Below are 16091 nucleotides of genomic sequence, written 5' to 3'. Positions count from 1 at the left end.
ATTGATGCAAGATGAACATTAATTGCGAGATCCTTGATCTTCGAGCCTTTCTGACCGTGGTAGAGCTGGAGAGCTTTCATCGCGCCGCCGATGCGCTGCACCTGTCGCAGCCGGCGTTGAGCCGACGGATCCAGAAGCTGGAGCAGGCGATCGGAGCACCGCTCCTGGAGCGAACGACGAGGCATGTGTCGGCGACGGCCCTCGGGGCAGAACTAATTCCTCTTGTCCGACGCATGTTGGAGGAATTCGACGGCTCCTTGTTCGCCGTACGCGACGTTGGTACCAATCGAGGCGGATTGGTGACGATCGCCTGCCTCCCAACCGCAGCATTTTACTTTCTGCCCACCGTCATTCGCCAGTTCAACGAGGAATATCCCAACATCCGCTTTCGCATCCTCGACCTGCCGGCGACCGACGGCCTCCAGGCCGTGGCACGCGGCGAGGTGGAGTTCGGCATCAATATCATAGGCACATCGGATCCGGACTTGATCTTTGACCGGCTCGTGGAAGATCCTTTCGTGCTGGCAGCGCGCAAGGATCACCCTCTTGCCGCCAAACCCTCGGTCGGCTGGGCAGACCTCGAGCCTTACCATCTGATTACCGTTCATCGATCTAGCGGCAACCGAACCTTGCTCGACGCAGCACTGGCAAAATCGAATATCAAGCTGCGTTGGTTTTACGAGGTGACCCATCTGTCCACCTCCCTCGGTCTGGTGGAGGCCGGTCTCGGAATTTCGGTCCTGCCGCGCATGGCGACCCCGCAGGGTGACCATCCATTCTTGATCACACGCCCCATTGGCGATCCCGCGATATCGCGTACCATCGGGGTGGTCCGCCGTCGGGGCGGCATCCTGTCTCCGGCCGCGGAAAGGTTTCTCAAGATGCTGATGGGCGTATGGGGCAGTAATTGAAGGCGAGCCCCTTGCGGCTTAGGTGAACACCGCAGTCGTGCACCGCAGTCGTGGAGTACCTTGATCGTTCCAGCACATAATGGGACTCGCCTGGATTCGGAGCGCGAAGAAGCGCTCTGACGCAATTCGACCCCAAGCGGCCAATTCTGTACGCGATGCGGAAAGGCTGCAATGCGTTGTGGAAAGCGGTTACGTTCGCCTATCCGTTTCTGGCGCCGTTCCCTGCAAGCGCCGTCTAGCCTTTGAACTTATCCTTGTCGTGCGTGGCGAAGCCTACGCGCTGACGCCCAAGCGCGGCCAGACGCCTGCCGCAACTCTCTGCCAAAGCCCCTATGCGATACAAAACAATCTGCTTCGGGTCACGGCGAATGCGGCCACTCGTCTCCCCGCTCTCCCACTATGGTGATTGCGGTACAGGGTGGGCTGTGCCGATGCATCCCATGAAGCCAAAAATAGAGAGGTCATGCATGAAAACGCTACTGCTTAAGAAGGATGAAGTAAGGCGGCTAATCGGCATGACGGAAGTCATCGGCGCGGTGGAAGAGGCTTACAAGGCCTTCAGTAGCGATCAGGTGGAACAGCCTGACTATATCGGGATACATCTCCCCTCTCTCCGTGGGGAAATCGACTTCAAGCTTGGCTATCACAAAGTCAATGAAATCATCTCTATGAAAGCGCACTCTGGAGGGTTCACCAACAATCTGGCAGAACACGGCGTGCCGAATAGCATGGGCACTATTCTCCTGTTTGATGCCAGGAGCTGTGCGTTGATTTGCATCATGGATGGAAGCTTGATCACTGGCCTCAGAACGGGGGCGGCGGGAGCCGTCTCCGTCAAAGCACTGGCGAGAAAGAACGCCAAGACGATCGCGTCGATCGGCACAGGTAATCAAGCGAGGATGCAAATCCGGGCCATTGCGCGCGGACAAAATTGAGAAGGCCGCTGGTTGTGAGCTATATCTCAAACCGGAAACCCTGCAGATTACTGGCGCCTTCAAGATCCGCGGCGCCCTGTACAAGGCTCTCTCGCTCTCGAGAGAAGAGATCGCAAACGGCATTATCGCGACGTCGTCGGGCAATCATGCCCAAGGGCTTGCTTATGCCGCCAGGATGCTGGACGTAAAAGCGATATTGGTCCTTCCGGTCACCACGCCCAAAATCAAGATCGAAAACACAAAGGCCCTCGGGGCAGAAGTCATTCTTTTCGATGGCGACACCGCCGCCAGATGGAAAAGGGTGTATGAGATCGCTGCAGAAAACAAATACGCGGCTGTTCACGCTTTTGAGGACCCCATCGTGATGGCCGGTCAGGGAACGATCGGGTGTGAAATACTGCAGGACCTGGACGATGTAGATACGGTCATCGTTCCCATAGGCGGCGGCGGGCTAATCTCGGGTATCGCTACCGCCATCAAAGAAACGAAACCATCGGTGCGCGTTATCGGGGCAGAGCCTGCCTTGACACCGAAGTATTTTCACAGCCGGATAAACAAGGAGCGCACATCGCTTCCCTTGAAGAACACAATTGCGGATGGCTTGAGGATAAGCGTTCCGGGTCAAAACCCCTATCCGATTATCGAAAAGTATGTGGACGAGATTGTTCTTGTTGAAGACGAGCACATCATCGCCGGGATGCGTGCTCTTGCCAAGGATGCGAAATTGATCGCTGAACCAGCTGCCTCGATTGGCGTCGGAGCACTGTTGGCGGGCAGCATAGACGTCAAGCCCGATGAAAAAGTCTGCGCGGTGTTGTCTGGCGGGAATTGGGATTTACGCGACCTTGCCGAGATATACAATGTAGCGGGGTAATCAGTTCCAGCTTCGGTCAGTTCACCACCCGGCCGCAGTTAACCTTTTGCGATCCTCATCGCCAGGAATCCGCCCGTCCGGAATGCGGCCCGAACACGTCATACGGGGATCCGCTTGGCGACGACCGCTCTCCACCCGCTACCGCCGTCGAGAGCAGCGAAGCTAAAGGTCGTCTTCGGGCCAAAAGCTAAGGCTCGCCCAAGACGCGGGAACGACCGCTTTGGTAGGTCGGCTCCCAGAACCCGCCAATCCGCAACCGGCCCCAAAGTGGAAATGGTTTCCGCTTTGCGTCCCCTTGTCGGTCGTTAAGACACCCGGTTTCTCGTTCTGAGAGCTGCCGGTCGACCACGAAAGCGATAATGCCGCCTGTGAGCCGTTCAGGCGGCTAGCGTTCCCGCAATAATCGAGTGCTTTCCGTCCCATTCTCAATACTTTCAGGGCATCCAGGTGAGTTGAGCGAGGATATCGTCGACGACACTTGGGACGGTACCCGTCGTGTCGATATTGATGCCGATGGGAAGATATTCCCGGGTATGATGGTAACGGAGCACCAGCGTCCGCTCGGCCGGCTCGAAGCCCGGCTCATTTGGCCGCCCATCCAATCGTCGGTTCAAGGTCTCAACGTCTATATCGAGCACGAAAACCTTGTCGAAAAGGTCCAGGAATTTGTGGAAATTGCGCGAGCCGCCACAGAAGAAGGTGGCGGGATGGGTGGTGTCGGCAGCAATAGCGCGGACCTTGTCGACGCGCCAGATCCAGTGGGCGTATCCCCAAACAATGCGGTCCGCGCCTTCGGGTGGTCCTGCGAGTGCCTGGCCCGTCTCGGGGTCGCCGACATAGGCCAAGACCCGATCACCATGGACGACATGGTGGCCCCGCCGCTCCAGTTCGGTAGCGACAGACGTTTTCCCAGTGCCGGAACCGCCTTCGATCAGATAGTTCTTGATTCCCATAGTCGCCGCTTATCGTGGACTTCGATCTGGTGAAAAGACACCCTACCTGGGAACGCTTCGCCAAAGAAATGACGGCCCCTCTCACCGCTCACATACGTTTTCCAAGCGGCCTAACCTTGGCCGAAGGAGATATTGAGGATGCGCTGCGGAGCAAAGACATGTTAGGCGCTTAGGGAAGGACAGCCGCATCTTGCAGCATTCGCACCGGTGCGCCTCACTGCCATCAACGGTGGTGCGCCTGAAGCGGGACGCTAGTAAGCCAGCTGCGCGCGTAGGCTTGGGACGATCCAGTCGAGGAAGCACCGCACCTTCAGCGGCAGGGGATCGGCTGGTCCATGGATAACGTTCACAGGTAGCGGTTCCGGTGCAAAGTCCGTCAGCAATTCGTGCAGAGCGCCGGAGCGCAACTGATCGGAGATCTGGTAAGACAGCACGCGGATAATGCCGATACCGGCTATTGCAGCCTGAATGGCAGCCTCCGTCGTATTGACCGCGAATTTGGGGCGCGGCTCGATGGCAAAGGCCGCGCCGTCCCGGCGGTAGCGCCATTCCGGCGCGGTCGCAAAGCCCTGAAAGCTTATGCCGTCATGCTGGCTGAGGTCTTCCGGCTGAAGCGGAACGCCTCGGCGGGCAAGATAGTCGGGGCTCGCGCAGATCACCCGTCGGACGGCGCCGACGCGCGTTGCGATAAGCGCGCTGTCCGCCAAGTGTCCGATCCGCAGGGCCACATCGACGTGCTCGTCTGCCAGACTTAGCTGCCGATCGGCGAGGGTCAGACGCAGGTTGATATCGGGTTGCTCCTTCAGGAACTCCAGAGCTATTGGCAGCAGATGGCGCTCGCCGAAGGCAATCGGTGCGGTCACGTGCAGCCCTCCACGCAGCGCGCCATAGTCGCCGCTGGCCTGCCGCTCTGCCGCGTCCAGTTCCTCCAGAATACGACGTGACGCGGCGACGAAGCTGCGCCCCTCATCCGTCAAGGAGAGGCCGCGGCGGGTGCGCAGGACCAGGCGCACGCCAAGGTGTTTTTCAAGATCCGCGACCCTGCGGCTGACCGTGGCGAGCGGTGCATGCAATCGCCGCGATCCAGCCGAGAGGCTGCCGGCGTCCACCACCGCCAGCAGCACCGACATCGCTTCAAACCGATCCATCGTATCCTTCCGGAAACTGAGAGGAAAGTTCCTGAAATGGCAGGATACCCTATTGGTTTCGGATATCCTAGCTTTTGCGTCGATCCAGGGGACGCCGGCCGGCTCCCCGTATTGCCAATGATCAGGAGAAAGACGTCATGCCTCATCTTTCACGTCGTGCCTTTGCCAGCGCTCTTCCTCTCGGCCTCCTTGGGGGAGGACTGATCAGTGGCGCACCGGCCCCTGCCGCCGCGCAGAATCCCGCCAAAACGCCGGTCAGCATTACGCCGCTGGCGCAGATCCGCATCGGTCGCTTCACGGTGACGGCGCTGACAGACGGGTATGCCGACATGCCCTTCGACTATTTTCCGGGACGCGCGCCGGCCGAGGTGGAGCAGGCCGCAGCCGCTCAGTTCACCGCCCGGCCGAGTGGGGTGCGGTTCCTCTTCAACCAGTATCTCATCGATGATGGCGAGCGCCGCATCCTGATCGATGCCGGTGCAGCGGGCTCGATCGGGCAGACCGGCAAACTGCCGCAGGCGCTCGGTGCGCTTGGCCTGCAGCTCGACCAGATCGACGCAGTGATCGTAACGCATATGCATCAGGACCACATGGGCGGTCTGATCGCCGGAGGCAAGAACAACTACCCAAAGGCGGAGCTCTACATCGATCGTCGCGACGTCACCCATTGGACCGACCCGGCCAAGCGCAGCGGCGCGCCCGACTATCTGCAAACCAGCTTTAAGATGGCGGAGGAGGTGGTGCGCCTCTACCCGAAACTCCAGGCGATTGACGGAGAACGCGAAATTGTGCGCGGCGTCTCAATTGTCGACCTGACCGGCCATACACCCGGCCATATCGGCGTGCGGGTCGAGGATGACGGGAAGAGCCTCATCATGGTCTCGGACATGATCTTTCCGGTCGTGCATCCGGGGGCGACCGACGTGTTCTTCCTGTTCGAGCAGGACCGTGCAGCGGCCAAGGCAATGCGCGACCGCTTTTTCCCTCGCGCCGCTTCGGAAGGCGCACTCATCGCCGCCACGCACATGCCCTTCCCAGGGCTCGGCCGTGTCGTCGCCGACCGTGGGCAGATGCGCTGGGAGGTGGCGGACTGGGCCTTGCAGGATTGAAGTTAGCTCCGGCGCTCTAGAAAGTTAGGAACGGAATGAGCAGCAGATATCTCAGTATCGCCACGACGCCCTCCGTAGCGGCCGCACAGGAGCACTATGGCAGCGCGGAGCAGTGGGCGCGGATCGCGCGCGCTCACGCAGACGAAACTGCGCAGAGCCAGCGCCTCGGTCCGGCAGAAACGGCCTTCATCGGCGCGCGCGACGGTTTTTATCTTGCCAGTGTCTCGGAGACCGGCTGGCCCTACGTCCAGTACCGTGGTGGGCCTGCGGGCTTTCTCACCACGGTTGACGCATCGATGCTGGGCTTTGCGGATTTTCGCGGTAACCGGCAATACATCACGACAGGCAATGTCAGCGCCAATGACCGCGTCTCACTGTTTCTGATGGACTACGCGCACCGGCGGCGCCTGAAAATCTATGGTCACATGCGCGTCATCGATGCAGAAGACGATCCGGTGCTGGCGAAAAAGCTGACCGTACCCGACTATCCCGCTCGGGTGGAGCGTCTCGTCCTCATCGCGGTGGAGGCGTTCGACTGGAACTGCCCGCAGCACATTACGCCGCGCTTCACTCTGGCTGAGCTGGAGCGTTGGCGATTGGAGTAACCAGATGTTGTTTTTCCTCAGTAAAGGCTTCCAGGCCATTGACCAGCCGGATGGTCATGCCCCCTCAAGGCAATAGATACATGCCGGATTGGCGGCTTAAAAGCGTTGCAGCACGAAAGCCGCTGGTCCGCTTGCGGCCCGAGGGCTGCCAGCCTCAATCGTTTCTATTTCGGCCAATTAAGGCCAAGGAGAAATGAAATGGGAAACTCTCGATATGATGCTGCAGCCCGCGGCCGTGCCGCATGGAATGCGGGGAAGACATGTCGGCCAGCCTATTGGCGTGGCTTGAGAGACGCGGTGGCACCGTCGATGAATACGCTTTCCCAAGTCGGGTCGATCACTCGCGGCACATGAGCACGCGACAGTACGCCCGTCTGGTTGATGAATGGGTCACAGCGATTGGGCTTCGAGCATCGGACTATGGCACGCACTCGCTGCGAAGAACGAAAGCGGCCATGATCTACAAGGCAACCGGCAACCTGCGCGCCATCCAGATATTGCTCGGGCACACCAAGATCGAGAACACGGTCCGATATCTCGGTATGGACATCGAGGATGCGTTGCTTTTGGCTGAGCGAACCGAAATATGAACATGGAACGGTCATTCGCTCAAAACGGATGACCGCTTCGTCGGCTGGTTCTTCATTCACGAGATCCGATTTGGGGTGGGAAGCGGAACGGCGGCTACGGCCAGTCGAAGGAGGCGCATGAAGAGTTTCATGCCGTCTTGAAGGCTGGAACCGCCGCCTTGGGCGTGCTTGATCCCATCCATGGCAGCGACAATGAGATTGGCCAGCTGCGCAGGTGGCACTTGCAGAGGTTCAAGATCGATTTCGCCCTTCTGCGCAGCAGCCAATATGGTTTGCGTCAGCAGGTTCAAAAGCTTCTGGCGCGCGTCGAGCGTAATATCGGCCGCCAAGGCCACGTTGGCGGCAAATAGCTCATCTGCATCAGCGCTGCCGCCAAATGGCGCAATCAACTCCCGCTGAAAAACCGCCATGGCCTTGGCAATGCGATCAAAGGCACACCCGTCGCTCGCCAGCACCGCTGCCACTTCATCCAAGGCCTTGGCGTGGGCGCGAACTGAACCGGCCCGAAACAGCTCTTCCTTGCTGCTGAAGCTCAAATAGAGCGAGGCGCGCGAGATCGACGCCGCACGGGCAATGTCCGCCATTGACGTCTTGCGAAAGCCAAAGCGCACAAACACCGGCAAGGCTGCGTCCAGGATCAGGGTTATTTTTTGGTCGGGCTGCATGATGGGCAGATTGACACCTTCAGTCCAGACTGTCAAAAGACGATTGGACATTTAGGGTTCAAGTGTCTAATCGGTATGACCGACTGATGCGGTCAGAAGGACATTCGATGAAAACAGAGACGACGCTGCAAATGCAGCGGTGCTGGTTACCGGCATTGGTGGGTTTCTCGCCGGGCACGTCGCCTTTCAGTTCCTTAAGCAAGGCTATCGTGTGCGCGGTAGTCTGCGCCACATCGAAAAAAGTGACAGCGTGCGACGTCTGCTTGGCGCTCATATTGGCAAGGATGCTCTGGAGCGGCTCAGCTTCGTGCAGGCAGATCTTGATAGCGACGATGGCTGGCCTGCAGCTGTCGAAGGCTGTCGTTATGTCATTCATACCGCGTCTCCCTTTCCTCCTGGGTTTCCGGAAAATACGGACGCTTTGATCCAGACCGCCCGTGAGGGCGCTTTGCGGGTGCTCCTTGCGGCGCACAACGCGCACGTCGAGCGGGTGGTCCTCACATCCTCGATAGGTGCCACCAACCATGGCGACGGGCAGGCCCCCTTCATCGAAGAAAATTGGACTGACCCGAACGGTCCGCGGGCAACGCCCTATTACTAGTCAAAAACTTTGACTGAGCGTGCTGCCTGGGCCTTTGCGCGCGACGTAGGGCTCGAACTGACTGTCATTAACCCGAGCATGATCCTGGGGCCGTTGCTCGGAGCGAATTTCGGGACATCCGTGGGACTGATCCATCATCTGATGACAGGACAATTCCAAGGTATTTGTTTGGTTTCTCAGTGGTGGATGTGCGCGATGTGGCGCGGGCTCACGTGCTGGCGATGACGCAGCCCGAAGCCAAAGATCAAAGGTTTATCGTTGGCGGGCGCTTTTTCTGGCTCAAGGATTTGGTAGCTGTCCTGGCTGCGTCCTTCCCAGAGTACGTCTCACGGCTTCCTTCAGGTGAAGTTCCCGATGAGGTGGTTAGGGCGATGGCGGAATCCGACCCCCATGCACGAACCATCGTTCATGAACTCAATCGTGACCTGAGTGTCAGCGCAGCAAAGGCCCGGCATGTCCTGAACTGGCGGTCGCGCTCAGAGGAAGAGGCTATACGGGCTAGCGCCCAGAGCCTGATTGACTTGGGCTTGATCGCAGCCATGCCGCCGACCGCCGCAGCCTCCGTATAGTCGTCACTTATTTAGAGATCGAGCGATCTCGCCTTTTTCAATTGGAGAATACCATGACGACCCGATCCCCCGATACTGTCGAAACCTCCAGCACAATAGAGTTTTTGCGTGAAACGGAACGCGCCAGACTGCGCGCCCTCGTCGTCGCTGATCTCGACCGGGCAAGAAAGCTTCACGCACCAGACTTTCAATTGATCACGCCAATCGGCGTGGCCCTTTCCAAAGACGAGTATCTGGGGTCTATCGCATTGGGCAAAATTCGATAACTGACAGCCTGCCGACATTGCGGTGCGCCTGTACGACACCGCTGCGGTCATCCGATAACGCGCCCAGTTGGAGGTCTTGTTCAGTGGGCACAAAGTCCCTCTCAGTGATTACTGGCACACCGACGTCTACGAACAGCGTGATGGCCAATGGATGGTCGTCTGGTCTCAGGCGACCAGCATCAGCGGATAGTCGGTGCCGCAGCCACGACAGGGGCCTGAAGTTTAGTGCAGACCGTCAAGCCGTCTACGCAGACAAATCGGCCATTTAGGTAATTGCAAGCAGCTTTGGGGTCTACGTTTTTGGAGAGCGAATGGCCGAATTGCGGTCGCTTACTGAACGGCAGTTTTCTGCCGGACGCTGCTCCGAAGCAGACTGTCAGCAAGCGGCCCCAAAGCCGACTTTTACACAGAAGAGTGGGCAACGAGCTGAGGTTCGGGGTGGATGGAATTCGACTCGCGGTCACGTCGCGGAGCAAAATTCTCCGAACTTCTCATAGCCCTGGCTCCGTTGGACGAGGTGGTTTCTAAATGCGGAGCGCATCCTCGCAAAGTCTTCGTATCCGCACTGCCGTGCCAAGCGATGCACAGACGACGTCGACACGGAGCACGACACTGCGACAGACTTCGCCGTGCCGAACGCGACGAGGTCGGGGTGCTGGAGCAAGGCCCGCATGGTCTGCTTCAAGCCGGCCGGTAGTACGATCTCGCGCCTGATAATTCTCACCTTGATCTCCTCGACACTGAGGGTTGGCGTTGGCACCCCGCGTTGAGTTCCTGTCGATTTTTCACCGGTTTGGATACTAGCCATTGCATCGCCCTCCGACGTGATTGGCACCTGATCAATTCGGCCCGCGCAGGCCCACTCACCCCATGCGCTCTGATGCGTAGCCTCCAGGCGAAGCCGGAAACACCACGGTTTTGTTGCCGTTGAGGAAAACACGACCGTGAATGTGAGCGTGGATCGCCCGAGCCAGGACCTGAGCTTCAACGTCGCGCCCAAGGCTCACGTAGTCGTCGTTCGATTGACCATGGGTGACGCGGACGATGTCCTGTTCGATGATCGGGCCTTCGTCGAGATCGGCGGTCACGTAGTGGGACGTGGCGCCGATGAGTTTCACGCCGCGTTCGAGGGCCTGCTTGTAGGGATTGGCCCCTTTGAAGGAGGGCAGGAACGAATGATGGATGTTGATTACGCGGCCGGACATCTCCCGGCACATGCGATCTGAGAGCACTTGCATGTAGCGTGCGAGCACGACCAACTCCGCCCCGGTCTCTTCGACAATGCACATCTGTTCGGCCTCGGCCTGAGCCTTGTTCTCCTTCGTCACCTTGATGTGGTGGAACGGGATGTCGTGGTTCACAACGACCTTCTGGTAGTCCAGGTGATTGGAGATGACCGCGACGATGTCGATCGGAAGAGCCCCGATTTTCCACCTGTAGAGCAGGTCGTTCAGGCAGTGGCCGAAGCGCGAGACCATGATGATCACCTTGCGCTTGACCTTCTCGTCGAAGAATTCGAGTTCCATGCCAAAACGGTCCGCAATCGGCTTAAACCCATCCTTCAGCATTTCTAGCGCCCGCCCCCCTTCGGAGCGGAAACTGACACGCATGAAGAACTGGCCCGTATCAGCGTCGTCGAACTGTGCGCTGTCGGTGATGTTGCATTGCTCTTCCGCCAGAAAGGAGGAGATAGCGGCAACGATGCCGCGGGTGGATGCGCAGCGCACGCGCAGGGCAAAACTCGACATGGACTTTCCTCTCGATCGATCAGTTTGCGGCCGACGCCAGGCTGCGCCTGAACGCCTCCAGCGTATTGGATAGAAGACAGGCTATGGTCATGGGCCCGACCCCGCCGGGAACGGGCGTAATGGCGGTAGCGTGTCCTGCCTCCGAAGTTGCCACGTCGCCGACGAGCCGCACGCCATCCGCGTCGCTCAGCCGGTTGATGCCGACATCGATGACGACAGCACCCGGCTTGATCCAATCGCCCCTGATCATTTCCGGCCGGCCGACGGCGGCGACCAGAATGTCCGCGCTCCGGCAGATGTCCGGCAAATTGCGGCTTCGGGAATGGGCGACGGTCACGGTGCAATTTTCCGCAAGCAACAACTGCGAAAGCGGTTTGCCGACGATGTTGCTACGACCGACCACCACGGCGTGAAGGCCCGACAAATCGCCAAGACGGTCCTTGAGAAGCATTATCGATCCGAGCGGCGTGCAGGGCACCAGCGATGCCTGCCCGGTCGCAACACGCCCGGCATTGAGGACATGAAAGCCGTCCACGTCTTTCTCGACGGCGATTGCATTGATGACCGTGTCGGCTTCGATTTGCGCAGGCAGCGGCAGCTGAACGAGAATCCCATGAACCGAACGATCATCGTTCAAGCGTTGGACGAGCGCGACGAGCTCAGTTTGCGTCGTCTGCTCCGAAAGCCGGAACTCCAGGGACTTCATCCCCGCTTCAACGGTCTGGCGATGCTTGTTGGCGACGTAGACGCGGCTTGCCGGATCGTCGCCGACGAGAATGACCGCGAGCCCCGGAACCTGTCCGGACATTTCTTTTAGCTCGGATACCTCGGCTGCGATCTTGGCCCTGAGCTGCGCGGCGAAGTGTTTGCCGTCTATATGGTGGTCCGAAACGGTGTCCATCATGCCGCAACCTTCAAAAGCGATTTCAATTCTAAGCCCGGATCGGCGAGCGCCTCGGGAGCGCAGAAAGCGCCCCTCTCGATCAGCTTCTCGGCGAGGCGGATGTCACGGGCGACGGAGGTTCCAGGCCCTATGCCTGCCGCCGCCTGAAGAACGTGGTTTTCGTCCAGCTCGAAACGCAGCCAACCGCCATCGGCCAAGTCGCGGCGCGCGGACCGCCGTGACGGGTCATGCAAGCCGACGGCCTGCAGGCCGAGATCGAAATGATCCGACCAGAACCATGGTAGTGTCTCGAAACTTGCGGCCTCCCCGAGCATCGCTTTGGCGGCGTGGGCGCCTTGGTCGCATGCGTTTCGCCAGGTTTCGAACCGTGTGCGGCCGTAGCGTGGATGGTCGATTACTGCGCAGTCCCCCGCCGCGAAGATCGAAGGATCCGACGTCACGAGCCGGGAATTGACCTCGATCCCATTGGCACATGCAAGCCCGGCCGAAACAGCAAGACCAACCTCCGGTTCGATGCCGACGGCAGCGACCACGAGATCCGCTTCGATCCGCGCACCGTCAGCGAGCACCACGGACTTGTGTTCTACGCGCTCGATACGGACGTCGAAGTCAAACGTCACACCGGAGCGGCGATGACGGCTCACGATCACGTCGGCGATTTCGGCGGGCACGCCTCGACCAAGCGCCCGTGGTCCGGCCTCCAGAACACGAACCGTCATGCCGCGGCGGGTCAATTCCGCCGCCAGTTCTAGACCGATGAGGCCTGCGCCGACGAGGAAGGCGCTACCCCCGGCGTCCGCCTTGCCGTAGATCGCCTCGGCGTCGCCAAGGGTGCGCAGCATCAAGGCATGACCTGCGGGATCGCAGGCCAACCGCCGCGGCCTCGCCCCCGTCGCAAGCAGCAGACGGTCGTAGGCCAGGCGTTCCCCCGTCGTCAGGATGACCGCTTTCGTTTCCCTGTCGATCCCCTTCGCGGTTCGCCCGAGCACGACCTCCAATCCGGCAAGGTCGACCGCGATCGGGCGATGAAAAAGGCCCGTTTCGCCGTCGGGCTTGGAGAGGGCCGGCCGGTCGTAGGACGGCATATGTTCGCCACCGACGAGGGTTACGTGCCTCTCGCCCGCGTCTCGCAAGGCTGCAGCAGCGCGCAAGCCGGCTTCGCCCGCGCCGATGATCACATGGTGCGTCATTGCGTTTTCCATCATGAGGAAGCGGCCCGAAGACCGCTTGAGGTCAGGGGCTCAGCCGAGAACGGATCGAAGCGAAACGGGGGCACCCATTTTTACAGACAACGTGGCTGCCTCAGCCATTGCCAAGGCGGCGACGCCATCTTCCAACGTCACAGGCAGCGGTTTGGAGCCGCCCACCGCTTCGACGAATGCCGCCCATTCCGCCGCATAGGCGGGCATATAGCGCTCGAGGAAGAAATAGGTCGGCTTTGCGCCGGTTACGCCCTCGGTTGTCGACTTCACGACGGTGTTTTCGAGCATGTTCTGGGCCTGCAGTAGCCCCTTGGAGCCAAGCAACTCAAGGCGCTGGTCGTAACCGTAAACGGCGCGGCGGCTGTTCTTGATGACAGCAATGCGGCCATCGGCGTAGGTGAGCGTCACCACAGCCGTGTCGACGTCGCCTGCCGAACCGATATCTGAATCGACGATGGACGAACCGACCGCGGTAACAGTGATCGGTGGTGTACCCATGATGAAATTCGCCATGTCGAAATCGTGGATCATCATGTCCCGGAAGAGACCGCCGGAGACCTTGATATAGGCGACAGGCGGTGGCGCGGGGTCGAAGGAGGTGATCGACAGAAGTTCCGCCTTGCCGATTTCGCCTGCATCAGTTGCCCTTTTGAGCGCCGAAAAACTGGGATCGAACCGGCGATTGAAACCGATCATAACGGGCCGACCGGTGGACGAAACCGCCTTCTGGCAGGCCTGCGCCCGCGCGAGGCTGAGATCAACCGGCTTTTCGCAAAGGACGGCCTTTCCAGCGGCCGTTGCCTTTTCAATGAGATCGGAATGGGTGTCAGTCGACGTGGCGATCAGCACGGCATCTATCGACGGATCACCCAGAATAGCCGCCGTGTCGCGCGCCTCAGCGCCGTATTGGGTGGCGATCTTTTCGGCAGCGGCCATGTTGATGTCGGATACGGCAACAAGTCTGCTGCCGGAATGGCTGGAGATCGCCGTTGCGTGTACGCAGGCGATGCGACCCGCGCCGAGAAGGCCAACTTTAAGCATTTGATTTTCCTTTACTAATCAAAGACCCAGTTCGGTCTTGAATGCGGTCAATTCGGTGTCGGTGATTGCGACGTTGTGCTGGGGCTGGGGATAGACGCCCTTGTTGACGTCATCGATGAACTCGCGGAACGCAGCGACGCGCTCCTTCTGCAACCGCTCGAATTCGGCCGAGAAATTGCGGTAGGTCTTGGCGTGGCGCGGCCTATGGCCATTGGTATGGCCAAGCACATCCTCGGCGAAGAGATATTGGGCATCGGCTCCTGGACCGGCGCCCATGCCGAGCATGATCATCGAGGTGTTTTTCGAGATCAGCTCACCGACCCTGTCCGGCACGACCTCCAGCTCCGCGCCGAAGCAACCGATGGCTTCGAGTTGCTTGACGTGACGGAAGACCTTGACCGCCTCGGCCGCCGACTTGCCGACCGCACGGAAGCCAGTCCACGTGATGTAGGATGGGATGAGCCCGACGTGGGCCACGACCGGCACATGGTTGTCGCAGAGCACCTTCTGAATTTCGAGCGAGGCGGCGCAGTAGAAGCAGTCGCCGCCCATGGCGGAAAAGTGAAAGGCGGCACGCAGATAGTCGTCAGCCGTTGCAAGCGGGCGGCCCTCGAACTTGCCCCAGCCGCCGTAGGGCAGACCAACCTGCACGAAGCAGCGGCCCGCCGCCTCGCGCATTTCGGGCGAAAAGAAGCGCCCTTCGATCGAGAGCATGTGGATACCGGCGGCATCGGCCGCCGCCGCTTCCTCGAGCGTCGTGACGTAAAGCATGGAGATCTTTTCGCCGCGCGCCTTCATGGCGCGGATGTCGGCTACAGTCGGACGGGTATTCTTGTGGACCATCGAAGTTACACCGTGAACGCGTTGCGGAAGGATTCAAGCGCGAGTTCCGGATCGCCGGAGGCAAAAGCCTCCATGCCGACCGGTCCGGCGTAACCCATGGCTTTTAGAGCCGTGGCGATGCCCTTCCAGTTGACCTCACCGGTTCCGGGCTCAAAGCGGCCAGGCACATCGGCCACCTGGATTTCGCCGATAAAGGGCAGGCACTTGCGGCAGAGTTCGATCAGGTTCCCCTCGCCGATCTGGGCATGGTAGAGGTCGAGATTGAGACGCAGACGCGGGTGATTGACGCTCGCGACCAATACCAAAGTGTCCTCGGCCCGACCGAAGGGTACGCCCGGATGGTCGACGGGAAGGTTGAGGTTCTCGAGCGTGAAGGTGACGCTCTCTTCCTCTGCCATGTCGACGACACGGCAAAGCGTGTCGCGCGCCTTCAGCCACATCGCCCCTGTTACCACCTCGATGGGCTGGACTGGGAGCCCACCTTCGCCAAGGCCGGTCCCGTGCAGATTGAGACGCTGCACACCAAGCCTCTTTCCGATACGGGCCGTCTGTCGTGCGGTTTCAAGGAGTTCGGCCGCTCCGTCGTCATCGGTGAGCCTCCCGCGGAGATAGCCGTTCATGATGGTGAACGTGGCGCCGGTGGCCTCCAGTTTCGCCAGATCGTGGTCCGGCCAGTTCCATAGGCCGACGCCAAAACCCATTTCCTTGAGACGCGAGGCCCTCCATTCGATGGAGCGATCCCGCCAGATCATTTCCGCGCAAGCGGCCAATGCAAACTGTGTCATATCGTCAGATCTCTACGAATACGTCGCCGTTCTCGACCTTTACCGGCCAAGACTTGAGGTTGATGCAGGCAGGCGCGCGCGTCGCCTCGCCGGTCTTGTAGTCAAAATGCGCGTTATGCTTCGGGCATTCGATGATGCCGTCCATGACGAGGCCATCGGCAAGGTGCACCCGTTCATGCGTGCAGATCCCGTCGATGCAGAAGAACTCGTCTTCCGGGCTGCGGATCACCAGAAATGAGCGTCCGCCGTGATCGAAACGGAGCAAATCCTCAAGCTCGACATCGTCGGTTGCGCAGGCGCGGGTCCAAGTCCCCATGTCTTCATCCTTTGGCATTTCATTTT

At 59.8% G+C, this 16091-nt stretch carries 17 protein-coding genes and 2 pseudogenes; 9 read left to right on the top strand and 10 right to left on the bottom strand.

The features are described 5' to 3' along the window. Positions 1-11: 11 nt before the first annotated feature. From ACN9MO_RS34165 to ACN9MO_RS34155, 3 genes and pseudogenes are all read left to right on the top strand, one after another. Positions 12-911: a LysR family transcriptional regulator gene (locus tag ACN9MO_RS34165; protein WP_112996352.1), complete on the top strand. Its 900-nt coding sequence runs from the start codon at positions 12-14 to the stop codon at positions 909-911. Between the two features lie 467 nt (positions 912-1378). Beyond that, a pseudogene (locus ACN9MO_RS34160) lies at positions 1379-1828 on the top strand (ornithine cyclodeaminase family protein); the annotation flags it as partial. Then, positions 1827-2720 carry a threonine/serine dehydratase gene (locus ACN9MO_RS34155; protein WP_425988865.1) on the top strand — a complete coding sequence of 298 codons (894 nt, stop codon included), beginning with the start codon at positions 1827-1829 and terminating at the stop codon, positions 2718-2720. The pseudogene ACN9MO_RS34160 and the gene ACN9MO_RS34155, both read left to right, overlap by 2 nt. Before the next feature lie 434 nt (positions 2721-3154). Here the strand turns inward: ACN9MO_RS34155 and ACN9MO_RS34150 are convergent, their stop codons facing one another. Both ACN9MO_RS34150 and ACN9MO_RS34145 read right to left on the bottom strand, forming a co-directional pair. Further along, positions 3155-3673 (bottom strand): nucleoside kinase, encoded by a 519-nt coding sequence (locus ACN9MO_RS34150; RefSeq protein ID WP_425988863.1) that lies wholly within the window; start codon positions 3671-3673, stop codon positions 3155-3157. A gap of 251 nt (positions 3674-3924) precedes the next feature. Next, entirely contained in the window at positions 3925-4821 is an 897-nt protein-coding gene (locus ACN9MO_RS34145) for a LysR family transcriptional regulator (RefSeq protein ID WP_425988860.1), read from the bottom strand. A gap of 137 nt (positions 4822-4958) precedes the next feature. On the opposite strand from ACN9MO_RS34145, the gene ACN9MO_RS34140 reads away from it, so the two are divergent. From ACN9MO_RS34140 to ACN9MO_RS34130, 3 genes and pseudogenes are all read left to right on the top strand, one after another. Further along, on the top strand, positions 4959-5930 hold the full coding sequence (locus ACN9MO_RS34140; protein WP_425988857.1) for an MBL fold metallo-hydrolase: 972 nt from the start codon (positions 4959-4961) through the stop codon (positions 5928-5930). 35 nt (positions 5931-5965) lie between these two features. After that, on the top strand, positions 5966-6535 hold the full coding sequence (locus ACN9MO_RS34135) for a pyridoxamine 5'-phosphate oxidase family protein (RefSeq protein ID WP_113133904.1): 570 nt from the start codon (positions 5966-5968) through the stop codon (positions 6533-6535). Between the two features lie 257 nt (positions 6536-6792). Then, positions 6793-7125: pseudogene (locus ACN9MO_RS34130) on the top strand (tyrosine-type recombinase/integrase); the annotation flags it as partial. 56 nt (positions 7126-7181) lie between these two features. Here the strand turns inward: ACN9MO_RS34130 and ACN9MO_RS34125 are convergent. Next, a complete protein-coding gene (locus ACN9MO_RS34125; RefSeq protein ID WP_057248379.1) occupies positions 7182-7841 on the bottom strand; it encodes a TetR/AcrR family transcriptional regulator in 660 nt (219 codons plus the stop codon). 88 nt (positions 7842-7929) lie between these two features. Between ACN9MO_RS34125 and ACN9MO_RS34120 the strand changes: the two genes are divergently transcribed. The 3 genes from ACN9MO_RS34120 (at position 7930) to ACN9MO_RS34110 (ending at position 9226) form a co-directional block, all read left to right on the top strand. Then, on the top strand, positions 7930-8391 hold the full coding sequence (locus ACN9MO_RS34120; RefSeq protein WP_425988854.1) for an NAD-dependent epimerase/dehydratase family protein: 462 nt from the start codon (positions 7930-7932) through the stop codon (positions 8389-8391). A gap of 164 nt (positions 8392-8555) precedes the next feature. Further along, positions 8556-8960 carry a hypothetical protein gene (locus ACN9MO_RS34115; RefSeq protein WP_425988851.1) on the top strand — a complete coding sequence of 135 codons (405 nt, stop codon included), beginning with the start codon at positions 8556-8558 and terminating at the stop codon, positions 8958-8960. Between the two features lie 53 nt (positions 8961-9013). Then, positions 9014-9226, top strand: coding sequence for a nuclear transport factor 2 family protein (locus tag ACN9MO_RS34110; RefSeq protein ID WP_425988848.1), 213 nt, complete (start codon positions 9014-9016; stop codon positions 9224-9226). An 863-nt stretch (positions 9227-10089) separates the two neighbouring features. Here ACN9MO_RS34110 and purU read toward each other — a convergent pair. The 7 genes from purU to ACN9MO_RS34075 are packed head-to-tail and all read right to left on the bottom strand — an operon-like array spanning position 10090 to position 16065. Then, positions 10090-10974 carry a formyltetrahydrofolate deformylase gene (gene purU, locus ACN9MO_RS34105; protein WP_057248383.1) on the bottom strand — a complete coding sequence of 295 codons (885 nt, stop codon included), beginning with the start codon at positions 10972-10974 and terminating at the stop codon, positions 10090-10092. Positions 10975-10993: 19 nt separating this feature from the next. After that, positions 10994-11878 carry a bifunctional methylenetetrahydrofolate dehydrogenase/methenyltetrahydrofolate cyclohydrolase FolD gene (gene folD, locus ACN9MO_RS34100; protein WP_425988845.1) on the bottom strand — a complete coding sequence of 295 codons (885 nt, stop codon included), beginning with the start codon at positions 11876-11878 and terminating at the stop codon, positions 10994-10996. Continuing rightward, positions 11875-13068 carry an NAD(P)/FAD-dependent oxidoreductase gene (locus ACN9MO_RS34095; RefSeq protein ID WP_425988843.1) on the bottom strand — a complete coding sequence of 398 codons (1194 nt, stop codon included), beginning with the start codon at positions 13066-13068 and terminating at the stop codon, positions 11875-11877. Before ACN9MO_RS34095 ends, folD begins: the two co-directional genes overlap by 4 nt. A 51-nt stretch (positions 13069-13119) precedes the next feature. Then, a complete protein-coding gene (gene iolG, locus ACN9MO_RS34090; RefSeq protein ID WP_113133751.1) occupies positions 13120-14121 on the bottom strand; it encodes an inositol 2-dehydrogenase in 1002 nt (333 codons plus the stop codon). An 18-nt stretch (positions 14122-14139) separates the two neighbouring features. Next, positions 14140-14964: a 3-methyl-2-oxobutanoate hydroxymethyltransferase gene (locus tag ACN9MO_RS34085; RefSeq protein WP_192495038.1), complete on the bottom strand. Its 825-nt coding sequence runs from the start codon at positions 14962-14964 to the stop codon at positions 14140-14142. Positions 14965-14969: 5 nt separating this feature from the next. Further along, positions 14970-15749 (bottom strand): TIM barrel protein, encoded by a 780-nt coding sequence (locus ACN9MO_RS34080; RefSeq protein WP_112996358.1) that lies wholly within the window; start codon positions 15747-15749, stop codon positions 14970-14972. A 4-nt stretch (positions 15750-15753) separates the two neighbouring features. Then, positions 15754-16065 carry a MocE family 2Fe-2S type ferredoxin gene (locus tag ACN9MO_RS34075; protein WP_057248471.1) on the bottom strand — a complete coding sequence of 104 codons (312 nt, stop codon included), beginning with the start codon at positions 16063-16065 and terminating at the stop codon, positions 15754-15756. Positions 16066-16091: the final 26 nt, after the last annotated feature.

The organism is Ensifer sp. R-19 (assembly GCF_049905105.1).
In the GTDB taxonomy this organism is placed as follows: domain Bacteria; phylum Pseudomonadota; class Alphaproteobacteria; order Rhizobiales; family Rhizobiaceae; genus Ensifer.
The sequence above is the reverse complement of the archived record's forward strand: the minus strand, read 5'-3'. Positions and strand labels throughout refer to the sequence as shown.